The sequence below is a fragment of the Sporosarcina ureae genome, assembly GCF_002101375.1.
Classification (GTDB): Bacteria; Bacillota; Bacilli; order Bacillales_A; family Planococcaceae; genus Sporosarcina; species Sporosarcina ureae_B.
The window spans coordinates 2,428,010-2,441,580 of sequence record NZ_CP015207.1 but is presented as its reverse complement, the minus strand read 5'-3'; the positions used below and the strand labels follow the sequence as shown (position 1 = coordinate 2,441,580).

Annotated in this window: 13 protein-coding genes; 4 read left to right on the top strand and 9 right to left on the bottom strand. The window is 46.9% G+C overall.

The features are described from left to right. Window positions 1–108: 108 nt before the first annotated feature. From SporoP8_RS12125 to SporoP8_RS12110, 4 genes are all read right to left on the bottom strand, one after another. Window positions 109–1,971, bottom strand: a complete 1,863-nt coding sequence (locus tag SporoP8_RS12125) for a hypothetical protein (protein WP_085132736.1) — start codon at window positions 1,969–1,971, stop codon at window positions 109–111. A 1-nt stretch (window position 1,972) separates the two neighbouring features. Continuing rightward, window positions 1,973–2,695, bottom strand: a complete 723-nt coding sequence (locus SporoP8_RS12120) for a hypothetical protein (protein ID WP_085132735.1) — start codon at window positions 2,693–2,695, stop codon at window positions 1,973–1,975. 928 nt (window positions 2,696–3,623) lie between these two features. Beyond that, window positions 3,624–4,073: a transcriptional regulator gene (locus SporoP8_RS12115; protein ID WP_085132734.1), complete on the bottom strand. Its 450-nt coding sequence runs from the start codon at window positions 4,071–4,073 to the stop codon at window positions 3,624–3,626. 164 nt (window positions 4,074–4,237) lie between these two features. Further along, window positions 4,238–4,576: a hypothetical protein gene (locus tag SporoP8_RS12110; protein WP_085132733.1), complete on the bottom strand. Its 339-nt coding sequence runs from the start codon at window positions 4,574–4,576 to the stop codon at window positions 4,238–4,240. Window positions 4,577–4,730: 154 nt separating this feature from the next. Between SporoP8_RS12110 and SporoP8_RS12105 the strand changes: the two genes are divergently transcribed. The 3 genes from SporoP8_RS12105 to SporoP8_RS12095 all read left to right on the top strand — a co-directional run bounded on the left by SporoP8_RS12105 (window position 4,731) and on the right by SporoP8_RS12095 (window position 9,559). Beyond that, window positions 4,731–5,156: a helix-turn-helix transcriptional regulator gene (locus tag SporoP8_RS12105; RefSeq protein WP_085132732.1), complete on the top strand. Its 426-nt coding sequence runs from the start codon at window positions 4,731–4,733 to the stop codon at window positions 5,154–5,156. A gap of 90 nt (window positions 5,157–5,246) precedes the next feature. Continuing rightward, window positions 5,247–6,821 (top strand): hypothetical protein, encoded by a 1,575-nt coding sequence (locus SporoP8_RS12100; protein WP_085132731.1) that lies wholly within the window; start codon window positions 5,247–5,249, stop codon window positions 6,819–6,821. Then, on the top strand, window positions 6,818–9,559 hold the full coding sequence (locus SporoP8_RS12095) for a DEAD/DEAH box helicase (protein WP_085132730.1): 2,742 nt from the start codon (window positions 6,818–6,820) through the stop codon (window positions 9,557–9,559). Before SporoP8_RS12100 ends, SporoP8_RS12095 begins: the two co-directional genes overlap by 4 nt. Before the next feature lie 51 nt (window positions 9,560–9,610). Here the strand turns inward: SporoP8_RS12095 and SporoP8_RS16560 are convergent, their stop codons facing one another. Continuing rightward, complete coding sequence (locus SporoP8_RS16560; RefSeq protein WP_157111257.1) at window positions 9,611–9,769, bottom strand: hypothetical protein; 159 nt, start codon at window positions 9,767–9,769, stop codon at window positions 9,611–9,613. A gap of 335 nt (window positions 9,770–10,104) precedes the next feature. Beyond that, entirely contained in the window at window positions 10,105–10,518 is a 414-nt protein-coding gene (locus tag SporoP8_RS12085; RefSeq protein WP_085132728.1) for a single-stranded DNA-binding protein, read from the bottom strand. Between the two features lie 244 nt (window positions 10,519–10,762). On the opposite strand from SporoP8_RS12085, the gene SporoP8_RS12080 reads away from it, so the two are divergent. Next, complete coding sequence (locus SporoP8_RS12080; protein ID WP_085132727.1) at window positions 10,763–11,215, top strand: YwpF family protein; 453 nt, start codon at window positions 10,763–10,765, stop codon at window positions 11,213–11,215. A gap of 939 nt (window positions 11,216–12,154) precedes the next feature. Here the strand turns inward: SporoP8_RS12080 and SporoP8_RS12075 are convergent. The 3 genes from SporoP8_RS12075 to fabZ form a co-directional block, all read right to left on the bottom strand. Continuing rightward, window positions 12,155–12,535, bottom strand: a complete 381-nt coding sequence (locus SporoP8_RS12075; protein ID WP_085132726.1) for a hypothetical protein — start codon at window positions 12,533–12,535, stop codon at window positions 12,155–12,157. 89 nt (window positions 12,536–12,624) lie between these two features. Further along, window positions 12,625–13,020, bottom strand: coding sequence for a hypothetical protein (locus SporoP8_RS12070; RefSeq protein ID WP_232319152.1), 396 nt, complete (start codon window positions 13,018–13,020; stop codon window positions 12,625–12,627). 82 nt (window positions 13,021–13,102) lie between these two features. Further along, window positions 13,103–13,540, bottom strand: a complete 438-nt coding sequence (gene fabZ, locus SporoP8_RS12065) for a 3-hydroxyacyl-ACP dehydratase FabZ (RefSeq protein WP_085132724.1) — start codon at window positions 13,538–13,540, stop codon at window positions 13,103–13,105. Window positions 13,541–13,571 lie beyond the last annotated feature (31 nt).

Sequence of the window (13,571 nt, the reverse complement as noted above, 5' to 3'; positions counted from 1 at the left end):
CAACATAAATAGAGCGGATAACAAGCTATATAGAGCGACCAGCAGAAACACCCCTGCAGAACCCCCCCACAAAAAAACGAAAAAAACTGCCCAATTACGGGCAGTTTTTTATCGTTTAATCAAATACCGGACGTAGTGTTGCCAAGGCGTTGTTTTCCATTGTTCCCATTCCGGTAGGTAAAGTGGAAGTGGGTGGAAGACGGATTGGTGCTCGAGGCTGCTGTCCAGATCTTCGTTGTGTAGTGCGATCACGCCTGGTTCGACGCCCGTTGTGAGGACTGTTCGATCGAGTGTAGTGAATGGTGCTTCGACCATGTTTTGGACTGCTCGTCCATTGTTGTCTAGCGTCCATATTTTCGCATTGTTTTGGTATTTATCTGTCAGCCAGTTTGTTTTGATGCTGACTGCTTGATTTGCTTCGTTCGTTTGAATGAACGTGTTGACGTTTGTGCCGAATGGCAAATCCATTTGCTCGTCGTACGGCGCAATGCGTACTTCGTAATAGGCAAGTGGATTGTCTTTTTGTGTATTGCCTAGGGCTTTATACGCTTCTAACCACTCGTCGTCTTTCGCTGGCACTTTGGATACCGATACGACGACTCCATTAATTGTGGAGATGTCATTTGGATAGTCCGGAGTAATACGCTCTTGTACTTCAGCGAGTTTCTTTTGTTTATTCGTTAATGCAGGCTTACCTTCAGGTGAATCCTTTACTTCTGGATTTGTGATCGTTCCATCAGGATTCGTGATCGTTCCGTCCGGATTTGTTGTTGCATCATCCGGATTCGGTGTAGCTTCAGGTGTTGCATCGGGATTTGTCGTCCCATCCGAGTTTGGAGTGTCTGTAGATGGCGGTGTCTCCGTGTTCGGTGTATCTCGCGTGCCTGAGTTGTTATTGTTGTCCGGTGAAGATACCGGTGTTTCCGGTTTGTCGAGCGAACCATCCGGGTTACCGGAAGTGCCGTCGAAGTTTTCTTCAGGAGGATTTGATCCAGCTTTCGGATTCACAGCTGGCGGTTGTGCATCCGTTCCGTCGATTTCCGTTTTCGGATCGTCGTAAGGCATGGTACTCGGTGGTACACCGTCAGCAGATAGAGACGCGACTGATTTGCCTTTTTCACTGCTGATCCCGTCTTCCGTTTCTTCAGGCTCTACTGGTTCTTCTGGTTGTTGATTCGGATCGACTTTCGGTGTGAACGGTGTGTGGATCGAGTCATGCTGGATCGTTACCGGCGCGCCCGTTTCCACGTTTGGCCATTCATTGTCGAGTACATATGTGACGATCGTCTGGTCGGTGCTGTAAATATCGATAGATGGTGACTCGCTATCGCGTTTGATCGCTACGACATAGCCGCTTACTGGACTCGTCAAGGCAGATTCATTCGGTAATTCTGCGAGCTGCGATTCGACGATTTCCGTTTTCCGTTGCACTTCAGCGAGATCTCGTTCTGCTTCCGCAATCGCTTGCGCAAACGTTCCGTCTTCTCTAACTTCGATGCCTACATTCAAATTCACGCGTACTTTTTTCTCGTCGTTCGTGTCATAATAATCACTATTGTTTTTCGAACCGCCCACTGAGGACTGTTCATATTCCAAATTACTGATAGTTTGTGAAATCGATGACGACTGATTTTGCAACGCGGATAGTTCCGATTCTAATTCATTGCGTTGCGAATCAATATGATCCACTTTCAATGAAGCGAGCTCAGTTCCGAAGTCCACTGTCTCCCCTTCTTGAACGAGCCACGAATCAATTGTCTGATCGTCTTTAAGGTAGATAGTATGCAAATCTTTCGGTGAAATGAATCCTTCTTTGTCGAGCTCTTTCTTGTAATCATCCGCAGACAACCGTTCGTACTCACCGACGTACTGCGCTTTTGGGATGACACTTTTTTCATCGAACACCAAAAACATGTTCAAAGCTAGAAACGCTGTAACGAGGACCGTCACGATGATATTTTGTGCTTTCATCTTATAGTCCTCCAATCATTAACAAGTTCAACATTTTTTCGATAGGAGCAAAGCCAACTGCCGCAGTGATCAATGCAAAAACCACTTGCAATGCGATTAACATCCACAATGCATGCTTGCGGATACCTTTATGCTCTATAACTTCTTCACCGACAAGTGACGTTTCCACTTTCGAGAAGCTGATGAAGCGATACTGAACCGCCACGATCAATGCAGAGAAAATCGTCAATTGATTGACAAACAGAATGAGATACCAATTATCCAAGAATGTTACCGCGAGTGGTCCGAATGAAAGAATCGAAACCGCTGCTGTTTTTCCAGCAACCGCGAAGATCAGGAAATTGATGAGTTTTTCGATTAGTAATAATCCCGTGACCACTAGCTGTAGCTTCAGCAAGGGCTTAAATGGAATTTTCGTCAACATGCTTAAAATCCATGCGACGCCCCAGAAATGGAACGACATGTAGATGATGGCCCAGAGTATGGCGCCGACCAATGCAGTGATGCGGCCGATGGTGAAATCATCGAGCGAACCGTTCGCCAAGATATACGTCATCGTCCCGGTATTCATGCCCCACATATCGCGGAGGACGAACAGGATGATGCCCAAAATGAATACGCTAAACACACGGCGTTTGAACCCAGTGACGGTTCCTTGCCCAATTTCAACGGCAAGTCGGTCAGGATAAACTAGTGAACGCCAGTAACCGTAAGTAGAATACATATGTACTTCTCCTTTGCCTCCAACTTATTCGACTGATTATATCAGTTTCTATCTCTCTTACTTTATCAAAAAATGACGAATTTGCAACGAATGTCTTGTTTTGTTGCAGAATTTGGTAGTAGTGTTGGAGTTTTAAACGATTAAAGATGCTGAGTGAAGTAACATTACTCATGGGATTTCCGCTCCAGCTGGGGGACGCTTTCTGGAGGGCGGGCGGTGAACCACACCCCTCGCGCTGCTCGCCGTGTGTTTCACCTGTCCCGCTGATCCTCCCAGAGTCGCCCCCATCTTCCGCTCCAATCCTACTTTTTATGGTGGATGGATGCAGAAACACTCACTGACGATAGTGTTTGAACTGGTATTGTCACTGAATATATTTCATGTTCAAATCAATTCAAATCAATTAAAAACCTAACTTCAATGACTACAATAACTGTCACCCACTCGCCCTGCAGGGATTGGCGCGGCAGGCGGCGACTCTGGGAGGATCAGCTCGACAGGTGAGACAACTAAAGGAGCACAGCGACTAGTTGGCTCACCGCGGGCCCTCCAGAACGCGTCCGCCTAGAGCGCAAATTCCCACCCCAACACCCTGTCATCCTTAAACCGATTAAAAATCCTTAGTCCATTAGATTCATTTAATTATCTGAATGTTTCTAATCCATCGAAATAGGTTACAATAGGAAGTAATAGGGTCAGATGGCTCTAATTACATAAAGGAGTGATGAGCGATGAACTTGGACAAGACGATTGAGTTTACATGGCAAGACTTTGCACTAGGCGTGGCCGGGTCGGGATTATTCGTAGTGGCGCTCCATTTCTTTACACTATGAGAAAACGTATATTACAAAGCACATAAAAACACCTCAACGTTGACGCACATAGATGTGCTTCCAATTGAGGTGTTTTTAACGTTTTAGTGTGATGATCAAATCATTCGCAGTCCTTCCATCAACTCCTTGAACAAGAGTTGGTTTTTGGTTTCTAGCGCATAGTCTACCATTCGTTCCCAATTATCTTGCTCCAACTTCTCCACTAAACCGTCCGCTTCACGCATGTACTCTTCCTGTAGATGGCCTTCCAATCCCATCGCTCCTTCGAGTATAGTCGACAAATGCAAATGCAAATCGGAAACTAGCAACAATTGATAAAGTGGGATTCGTATAAACCTGCTTCCTCGCTGAAAGACGAATACTTCTCCTAAGTTCTCAATCTGCAAACTTTTCGTATTCACAACGATTTCCTTCCCTTCTGCGGGGATGAATTGGAACACCTCATCATTTCGCTTAATCGAGAAATATTGATAAGCGAATACAAGGCGTAAGTTGAATTCTTCCTTCCTGGTGAAAAATGGCTTGATTCGCTGTATGACTAGCATTTCTTCCCCCTCCTCTTCAGTAATTTGAATTTTCCGATTATTATTAATATATCACATTAAAGAGGATTTTGTGCATGATATGAGTCGGAAACCATCTAATATACCAAGAGAATTTTTCAGAAATCGGTCATAGCGGCAAATCCAGCCGTCTTTCGGGTTATTCATCACGCCTCTACGAGAAAAGTTTTGGACACCGGCCGATACTCGATGTTTCCCTCTTTCAATTGTTCCAGTAATTGTTTACTCGCATCGACATTCGTTTTCACGTAAGAAAAGATCATTTGACAGTCCGCGTATGAAATGATGACTTGCTCAAAGATCATCTCGTCACGCGTGACGTTATACAAATATGAAACTTCCCCAATTGGATCATGGACAGATTTTTCGGAATGCTGTTCGAGAGAATCGAAGAAATGTGGTGCATTTGTGATCATAAGTTCTGGCTTTTGTAAACGGTGCCGCAATTGAGGAAAATGTAAAATCAATTGCACTTTTTCTATCATTTTCGCCTACTTTCTATTTTTTATCACAATCTTCTCACATTATTGTAGAAAAACATCGGAATTGCCGATTCGTCAATTCGTATTGTTTAAATGACAATTTACCGAAATACCGGATTCTTTTCTTATACGATGGCGAGAAAAACGGGTGATGAAAATGAGTTTCGGAACACAATTACGAGAATACCGCGATGAGTATTTACATATTTCACAAAAACAAATGGCCGAAGATCTTGGAGTCGATGGTGCGACGATGTCTAGATATGAATCGAGTGAACGAGCTTTCCCAATTTATTTGGTGCCGATCATTAAGAAAATCTATAACATACCGGATGATGTATTACTTGCGATGATTCTGGACAAACCGTTAAAGACGGTACGTCCTTTTTCGAATCAGACGCTCGACAGTAGCGCCACGTATGAAAAAGGGTTTCTTACACAGTACGGATCGCTAATTGAAAACGAGCCACTGTTGAAAGAATTTATTTTACGGGCTAATTCATTGGACTACGAAAACCGCCAGTTGTTGCTATCAGGCATGTTGAACTTCATGCAGTTGTTCGAAAACCAAACAGATAAATAAGATCTGATTGTTTTTATGCTCCTCAAGTTGTGGTAAAGGACCGATAAAAACGGTATAATAGGAGGAATGCTTAAGTAAGGAGTGGATTCGGTGGCCATCACTATTGAACGAATCGCAAATATGCACGAATCACAAATTGAAGAATTCATGAATCATATTAAACATACATTTCAGCCGTCTGTCCCTGCACAGGCGGAAATTATACGCAAGGCTGCTTCACTTGTACGTATGAACGCAATCGGTGCGTATCGCTACACGGAAACCGAGCAATCCTTGATGGCAAACATTTCGGGTACAGAATCCGAATTCGCACGTCTTTCTTTCATGTCGATGGAGCCGTACTGTACATGTGCCGACGGAGACTGGTGCGCGCATCAGATCTCGGTCGTCTTTCATTTGTACTCGCAGTTTCATTCATTATCGGATTGGCTGAATACATGGCGCCAGTCAGGAACTGTGCAGACACAATTGTCGATCAATGAACGGACGCCGGAAGCTTGGTTGAACGCATTATCCGAATTAGTGAAGCCCCTTGGCGAGTTGAATGCGAGTGACGGACCGACTGGATTCTTGCATTACGCTTCCAAAATTGAACACCAGAAAACGCGGCTTTCTCCTTTTGAATGGGAATGGAAGCCGCTCTTTTCGCTGTACTATCAACTAACATTATTGCGGGCGGCATGGCCATTCCTTAAAAGTGAACTATCGGCGAATGATTCCTATCATTACGGCAAATGGCAGCTGACGATCTGGCTCAATGAGCAAATGTCCGAAATGAAAGCAGGCATCAAACAGCTGAGTTCAAAATCGCGTCTATTTGAGACGGACGCCTTTCATACGAAGCTCAAAGATTTGATCCATTCATTCGCACTGGACGAGGATGGTTTATTCTCGAAGCGTTTTGAAGCGTTCCGTCTCGTCTATACTGAGCTGTATTCCGATGAAGCTGAATTGACGCAGGAGATTGAACGTCTGCAAAAAGAAACGGCAGCAGACGCGCCATTATTCCGTGCGTTTCTCTATTTGACGTCGGGACGGTTTGACGAGCTCGATGAGGAACTGAATACTTTAGATGCTACTGCTGTTCCTCAGTGGTTGGCATTTGCGCTCTATGCGAAGGAAGATGAGGATTTTGATATTGTGCAGTCGATTATGCTGCAATTGCTTCCTCATTTAGCCGAGCATTATCAGCAGCTTGCGACGCGTAACCGTTCCGCGTTTGCCGAGGATATCGACGAGTTGCTGGCGCTATCCGATGTGCCAGAAGATCAGCGCGATCAACTGTTCCAATCGTATGGACCGGAAGCAAGTCGTGCATATGGCAAGTTTTTATTCGAACGTAATCGTTATGCTGAATGGGCTGCGCTTATGCATTTAACGCGCGGGTCAGTCGATATGATCGATAGCTCGGCGATGAAAACAGCACTTGCCGAAGATTCGCAAGCGGTGTTCCCTCTCATGCATGCCGAAGCATTGAAATTAGTCAAAGAGAAAAATCGAGATAGCTATCGCCGTGCAGTGCGTTTATGGAAGCAAATGAAGGCTGCTGCGAAGCGCGATGGCCGCGATGAATTTTGGAACCGTTATGTCCATACAGTCCGCCAGCAATTTCCACGTCTGCGTGCACTGATGGAAGAGATGGAGAAAGGAAATCTACTTTTATGACCGATTCGAACATCTTACAACTTTCATTAGAGTTAACGTTACAAGAAGGACAAGACGGCATCTTCATCGTGTCCGCAAATGTCGCAGGTGAAACGCGCAAGATCGATGCGGATATGCTGGTGTCGTATTTATTTTATTCGGATGAACCTACGATGTACGGCATGTTGGTAGAGCAACGTGATAATTGGCTCGATATATCGATCGATATGTTGTTGCGTTTGTTCTCGTCTGGTAGTCATCCGTATGTGCAATACGCAGGTGCGACTACTAACGACCAACAAATCCTGACAGCCATTCGCGAAGCAGCGACGTTATGGAATGATCCTGCGTTGTTTTCGTATGTTGAAGCGAATGAGTCTGGACTGTCGTTTGATCTCGATCAAACCCATTTATCTCAGCAGGCGGGGCGGTATATCTCGCTTGCGATGCGCGGACAGTTGGCGACGCTCGGTGTCTCGATGGCAGACTTCCCTGCTTTGTTGCCGCATTTTCAGCAGTATGGATGGCCGAATACCGAAAAGTCGAAGTTACCATTCCGCGTAGCACTTCGTTTGACGGAGCCCGAGATCGACGGGACCGATTGGTTGCTTGAGACGATTCTAATTAGTGATCGCGGTGCGCAGTGGTCGCCAGCGATCGGTAAAATAGCGGGCTCGATTGAAAATGCTTTACCTGCAAAACGCAAGCCGTACGCGGAAGAGATTGAAGAGCGTCAATCCGAAATGGTCGGGATTTTCCGTTCCGTCGAATGGTATGAGCCGCGACAGTTCATGCATGTGCCGTTAAATGATGCGCAAGTGCGGATTTTCATTCAGGAAGATTTGCCACTATGTCAGGCATTTGATTATCCGGTTATACTGCCGGCTTGGTTAAAAACCGTGACAGAGACGAAGTTGAAGATTCGGACGTCTGCGGGTATGCAGTCGTATCGTTCGTCAGCGAGTCTCGATCAAGTGTTGTCGTTTGATTGGCAGTTTTCACTCGCTGGAGAAAAGATCGATAAGAATCAGTTCCAGAAGATGGTCGATGAAAACCGCGAGTACATTCGCGCGGGCGATGAGTGGTTCCATTTGGATCCCGCATGGCTCAAACGTATTCGTGAGTTGATGGAGCAAGTCGATGATGGCGAATGGACAGTGAAGGATTTGCTGTTCAATGAAGTGCCGGAAGAGATTGCGCCGGTCTATGATGAAGAGGAAGAAGACGATCCGTTAGTTGCGTTTTCGATGCAACAGTCTTTGCGTAAAGTGATGAATATGTTGCACGACAAGAAAGGTTTACCGGCGGTTGCGGTACCTGAGACGTTGCATGCCGAGTTGCGTCCGTATCAGCAAGAAGGTTTCGAGTGGCTTCATTTCATGCGTGACAATAAATTCGGTGCTGTGCTGGCGGATGATATGGGACTTGGTAAAACTGTACAGCTCATTACGTATTTGTTGTATGTGCATAATTTACCGGAAACCGACTCCCCTTCGCTAATCATTTGTCCGACAAGTGTCATGGGGAACTGGCAAAAGGAGCTCGAGCGTTTCGCGCCTTCTTTGAACGTACATGTACACTACGGGACGAATCGTGCGCGCGAAGAGCAGTTTGCGGATATTATGAGCAAGCGTCAAACGCATATTATTTTGACGACGTATGGTACCGCCACGCAAGACGGCGAGATGCTGTCGATGTACGAGTTTGCAAATGTAACTATTGACGAAGCGCAAAATATTAAGAACTTGCAGACGAAGCAGTCACGAGCAATACGGAAGTTGCGCGGTGGGCATCATATCGCATTGACGGGTACGCCGATCGAGAATCGTTTGTCGGAGTTATGGGCCATTTTTGATTTCATTCATAAAGGGTATCTCGGCAGTTTCCGTAAATTCAGCGAAGAGTTCATCGTGCCGATTGAGCGTGATGATCTTGAAGCGGAGAAGCGGAAATTGCGTGCTCGAATTCAGCCGTTCATGATGCGCCGGACGAAGAATGATCCAGAGTTGCGCCTGAACTTGCCTGAGAAGCTCGAGCAAAATGAATATGTACCGCTAACTCCTGAGCAAGCGGCATTGTATGAAAGTTTTGTTTCGGAGACGAAATTCAAACTCGAGACTCTGACAGGATTTGAGCGCAAAGGCTTAATCTTGAAAATGCTCAGCCGTTTGAAACAATTATGTAACCACCCGGCTTTATTCTTAAAAGAACCGCCAGCCCCTGCTGCCGAATTGACGAACCGATCCAATAAAATGGCGCGAATCGTTTCGATGGCAGCGGAGATTGCGGCGAACGGTGAGCAATGCTTGATCTTCACGCAGTATATCGGCATGGGGCAAATGATCCGTCAGTGTTTGTCCGAGCTACACGGAATTGATGTGCCGTTCTTGACGGGCAGTATGCCGAAAGGACAACGTGACGCATTGGTCGAGGCGTTCCAAAACGGGGAATTCCCGATTTTCATCTTGTCATTAAAAGCTGGGGGCACCGGCTTGAATCTGACACAGGCGAATCACGTATTGCACGCAGACCGTTGGTGGAATCCGGCTGTGGAGAACCAGGCAACGGATCGTGCGTACCGTATCGGGCAGACCAAATTCGTACATGTGCATAAATTTGTAACCGTTGGGACGATCGAGGAAAAAATTGACGAGATGCTCGTCGAGAAAGCAGCGTTGTCAGCTGATTTGATTCATTCGAGTCAGTGGTTGACGGAGCTCAATGATCGAGAGCTCGAGGATTTGCTGACGTTTAATTGACATAGTAATCACTAGGACCTGTATCGAAATAGGATGCAGGTCTTTTTGCATTCATTTTATATCGGAGGGAATGAGGAATGGATTCGTTTTGATCGTTTCCAGGTAATTGATGCGCTCGTTCAGGTTGGCAATAATGCGGATCAGCTGGCCAATCTGGTCTTCGAGGCGTTGAATATCTTGTTTCTGCGCGACTGTAGGTGTGCTGTGCATGTGGGCTTCATCCTTTCTATGAGCGGGTATGTATTCCGTCAGCCCGCCAAGTGGAAGTGGTCTCCGACAAAGACGGGCGACGGATGAGTTGGCGTAAAATTGATTCAGTTCCTATGCTGAATGTACTCCCGGCATCACAGAGGATCGAGTCCCCACCCGCTCTTGCTTCAGCCGAGTCATGCTAGTTGGCGAATATGCTTGTAGTGTCGTGTGATTTTCTCTTTTTTCATTTCTCTTCAATTGTGTGTCATCCATCTCTTTCTAGGAATTGATCAGCAACGGATGTGCGACGGCGGATATGCCTTTGTCCCCTCTCCTTTCCAAGTTGGATAGTGTTAAAAAATAGGTAGTGCGGTTTCGGTTGATTTCGCTTCTTCAAAACGTTCGGGCTCAGTAGATGAATGCGTTTTCATTTCTGCCTGTTGAGGTTTGGATGACTTCGAAAGAAAGCGGATATCGCTGCACATGACTTCCATGATATACACTTTCGAACGGTCTTCCCTTTCGTAGTTCCGGGTCTGAATGCTTCCACTGACGCCTACGAGCGATCCTTTGCCGCAGTGACGGACTAGGTTTTCGGCGGATCGTCCCCAAACGGAGCACGGCACGAAGTCGGTTGCTATTTCCCCGTTTGCGTTTTTGAAGCTACGATTGACAGCGAGGGCGAACGTGGTATTGACACGTCCTGACGAGTGTTCTTTTAATACGAGGTCTTTGGTGATGCGCCCTACTAAAGCCACTTGGTTCACGAGTTTGTTCCTCCTCTCTTTGTGCTGCCCTTATCGTAATCCACATAGGGTCAGTATGGCAAAGAGGCAAAATTGAATTTTGACGCCATTATCGGTGTAGTTTTTCAATTTTTATTCGAAGGGATTTTTGGACATTCGCGGTATCATGCGATTTCCACGTGACGAGGTAAACGGCATTTTTGAATACTCGAGTATTTTAAGATTTTTATGCTATACTTGGGAAAATTGTACCGAGGTGATGGGATTGAAGACGTTTAAGATGATTTCGGTGGAAGTGCTTCAGGAGAGTGGCGTGCTTGCGTTTCCGCTGTTTGACGGCATTATCATCAACCAGGAGAACAGTCACCGTTTGTGGGTGCTTGAGCTGTTCATTGATGCCAAGTATAAGGATATTATGGAAAAGTGGAAAGCCGAGGAGACGTTGTTGACCGTCCGCGTCGTCATTTCGTATCCTGGCAACGAGCCCGCTTCGTTCGATGTGGCGGTTGAAAACTGGCGTCAGATTGGTGACCGCATTTCCGTGCTAATGAAGGGACGTCTGAAGCGTGTCCGTTCGAAGTATCCGGAATATTTGCTTGAAGAATTGTTGGCTGAAGGTTTGGAAGGCGATGCGTTGCTCGAGCAATTCCAAACGGCGATGTGGGATCGGCCGAAGTTGAAGCGCGATATGGAGATGGATGAGAAGACGAAGTTGTGATGGTTAGGCTGCCCTTTTTTGGGGGTGGCTTTTTTTGTGTGTTTTGGTGGATATTAGGGTGGGTGTGTGGGGGGATGCATAGAGCGGGTGTAGGCGGGTTTTGAGCGGATTGCGGGGGTGATAGAGCGGGTACGTCGACACATAGATCGCTTGCGGACCAGGATTGAGCGGATAGCGCGGGTGATAGAGCGGATAAGCCAGCACATTGAGCGCCCGCGGACGGGGTTTGAGCATGGATTGGCGCGGGCGATAGAACGGGTACGTCAGACACATTGAGCGCTCGCGGACCGAGTTTGAGCGGATAGCGCGAGTGATAGAGCGGGTACGTCGACACATAGAGCGCTTGCGGACCAGGATTGAGCGGATAGCGCGGGCGATAGAGCGGGTAAGCCGACACATTGAGCGCCCGCGGACGGGGTTTGAGCATGGATTGGCGCGAGCGATAGAACGGGTACGTCAGACACATTGAGCGCTCGCGGACCGAGTTTGATCGGATAGCGGGAGTGATAGAGCGGGTACGTCAACACATAGAGCGCTTGCGGACCAGGATTGAGCGGATTGCGCGGGCGATAGAGCGGGTAAGCCGACACATTGAGCGCCCGCGGACAGGGGTTGAGCATGGATTGGCGCGGGCGATAGAACGAGTACGTCAGACACATTGAGCGCTCGCGGACCGAGTTTGAGCGGATAGCGCGAGTGATAGAGCGGGTACGTCGACACATAGAGCGCTGGCGGACCAGGATTGAGCGGATAGCGCGGGCGATAGAGCGGGTAAGCCGACACATTGAGCGCCCGCGGACCTACATAGAGCGGATAGCGCGGACGATAGAGCGGGTAAGCCAGAACATAGAGCGCCCGCGGACCTTGATAGACTACCCCACCCATAATAAAAACGACCCAAGCATTCAATATGCAGGGTCGTTTTTATAATGGCGGGAATCATCGTACTTTACGATCTTCATCGCGCAATACGCCGTCTGGAGCAGCGTTGTTACCGTTCATGTTGCCGTCCAAGTTGGTGTCGTCGCGTGCGCCACGGTTTTCGTTGTTGTCATCGATGAGTTCGTCGCGAGTTTTTTCGATACCTTCGCGCGTGTCGTCGATGATGTCTTCGCCTTCTCTCTTCATGATGCCACGGTCATTGTTGTCGTCAAGACCGTCGAGATTAGGACCCATACGCTTGTTGTCGTTTGGCGTATTGTTACGTTCCACATCTTGCATAGGTGTTTCGTTGTTGCTTGGCAGTGCGCCGTCGTTCGTGTTACATGCGGTCAGAACGAGTGCGGAAGCAAAAACCACGGGCAGAGCTTTTCTGATCATAAAAAAATTCCCTCCTTTTTACGAGCTGTGAACGATACGTATCGGTATGTTCATGGATAGCTTGTGCGTAAAGGAGAGAACTATTCGTTTTAATTATTCGTATGACCTGATGTGGTTTCCAATACGTTTTGAACGTATACAGCTTCCGCTTTACAGCCATAATCATAATGTGTGTCGAGATTTTCTTGTAACATTTCAATTTGTGCGATTTGCTCTTCTGTCGGCGGATCGTTGAGGATGCGGATTAGTACTTCCTCCACGCGTTCCGCTAACTCTTTATGGAACTCGGCGTCTACTTTGATGTCTTCAGGAATCTTGTCGTACCAAAGTGCTTTGGTCGTAATGTATTCCCGCCAGTTCGCATAAAACTGTTCGATGTTATATTCTTCTGCTGACCAGCCAATTTCACTCATATATTGTTCGAATGATTGGGAAATGGAACGAGTGATGCTGCTTTTAATATTTGGAGAAAGCTTTTTTAACATGCTGTAGTATACCCTCCCACTGTATGCCCATACCGGCATTCCAATGATTATTCTATCAATTTTTTAGTACGGCATCATGATGTTATTGCTCTTGAACAGGTCCGAGTGCGAATGTAATGTCTGCTTCACATGCCACTTCGCCTTCGACGGTTGCGATTGCTTTTCCTTTTCCAATGGTTCCACGCAAGCGGACGATTTCTACTTCGAGACGAAGCGTGTCGCCTGGTACGACTTGACGCTTGAAACGGCAGTTGTCGATGCCTGCAAAAAATGCTAAACGGCCTTTGTTTTCTTCTTTTTTGAGTAAAGCGACTGCGCCTACCTGAGCGAGTGCTTCCACGATTAGGACTCCTGGCATTACTGGGTAGCCCGGGAAGTGGCCGTTGAAGAAGTCTTCATTGATTGAAACATTTTTTAACCCGACTGCGCGCTTGCCTTCTTCGAGTTCTTCGATGCGATCGACGAGCAAGAATGGATAGCGATGCGGGATGATTTCTTGTATTTGTTGAGCATTTAGCATGAAATTTGTCTCCTTTATTCCAGAGGTTCTG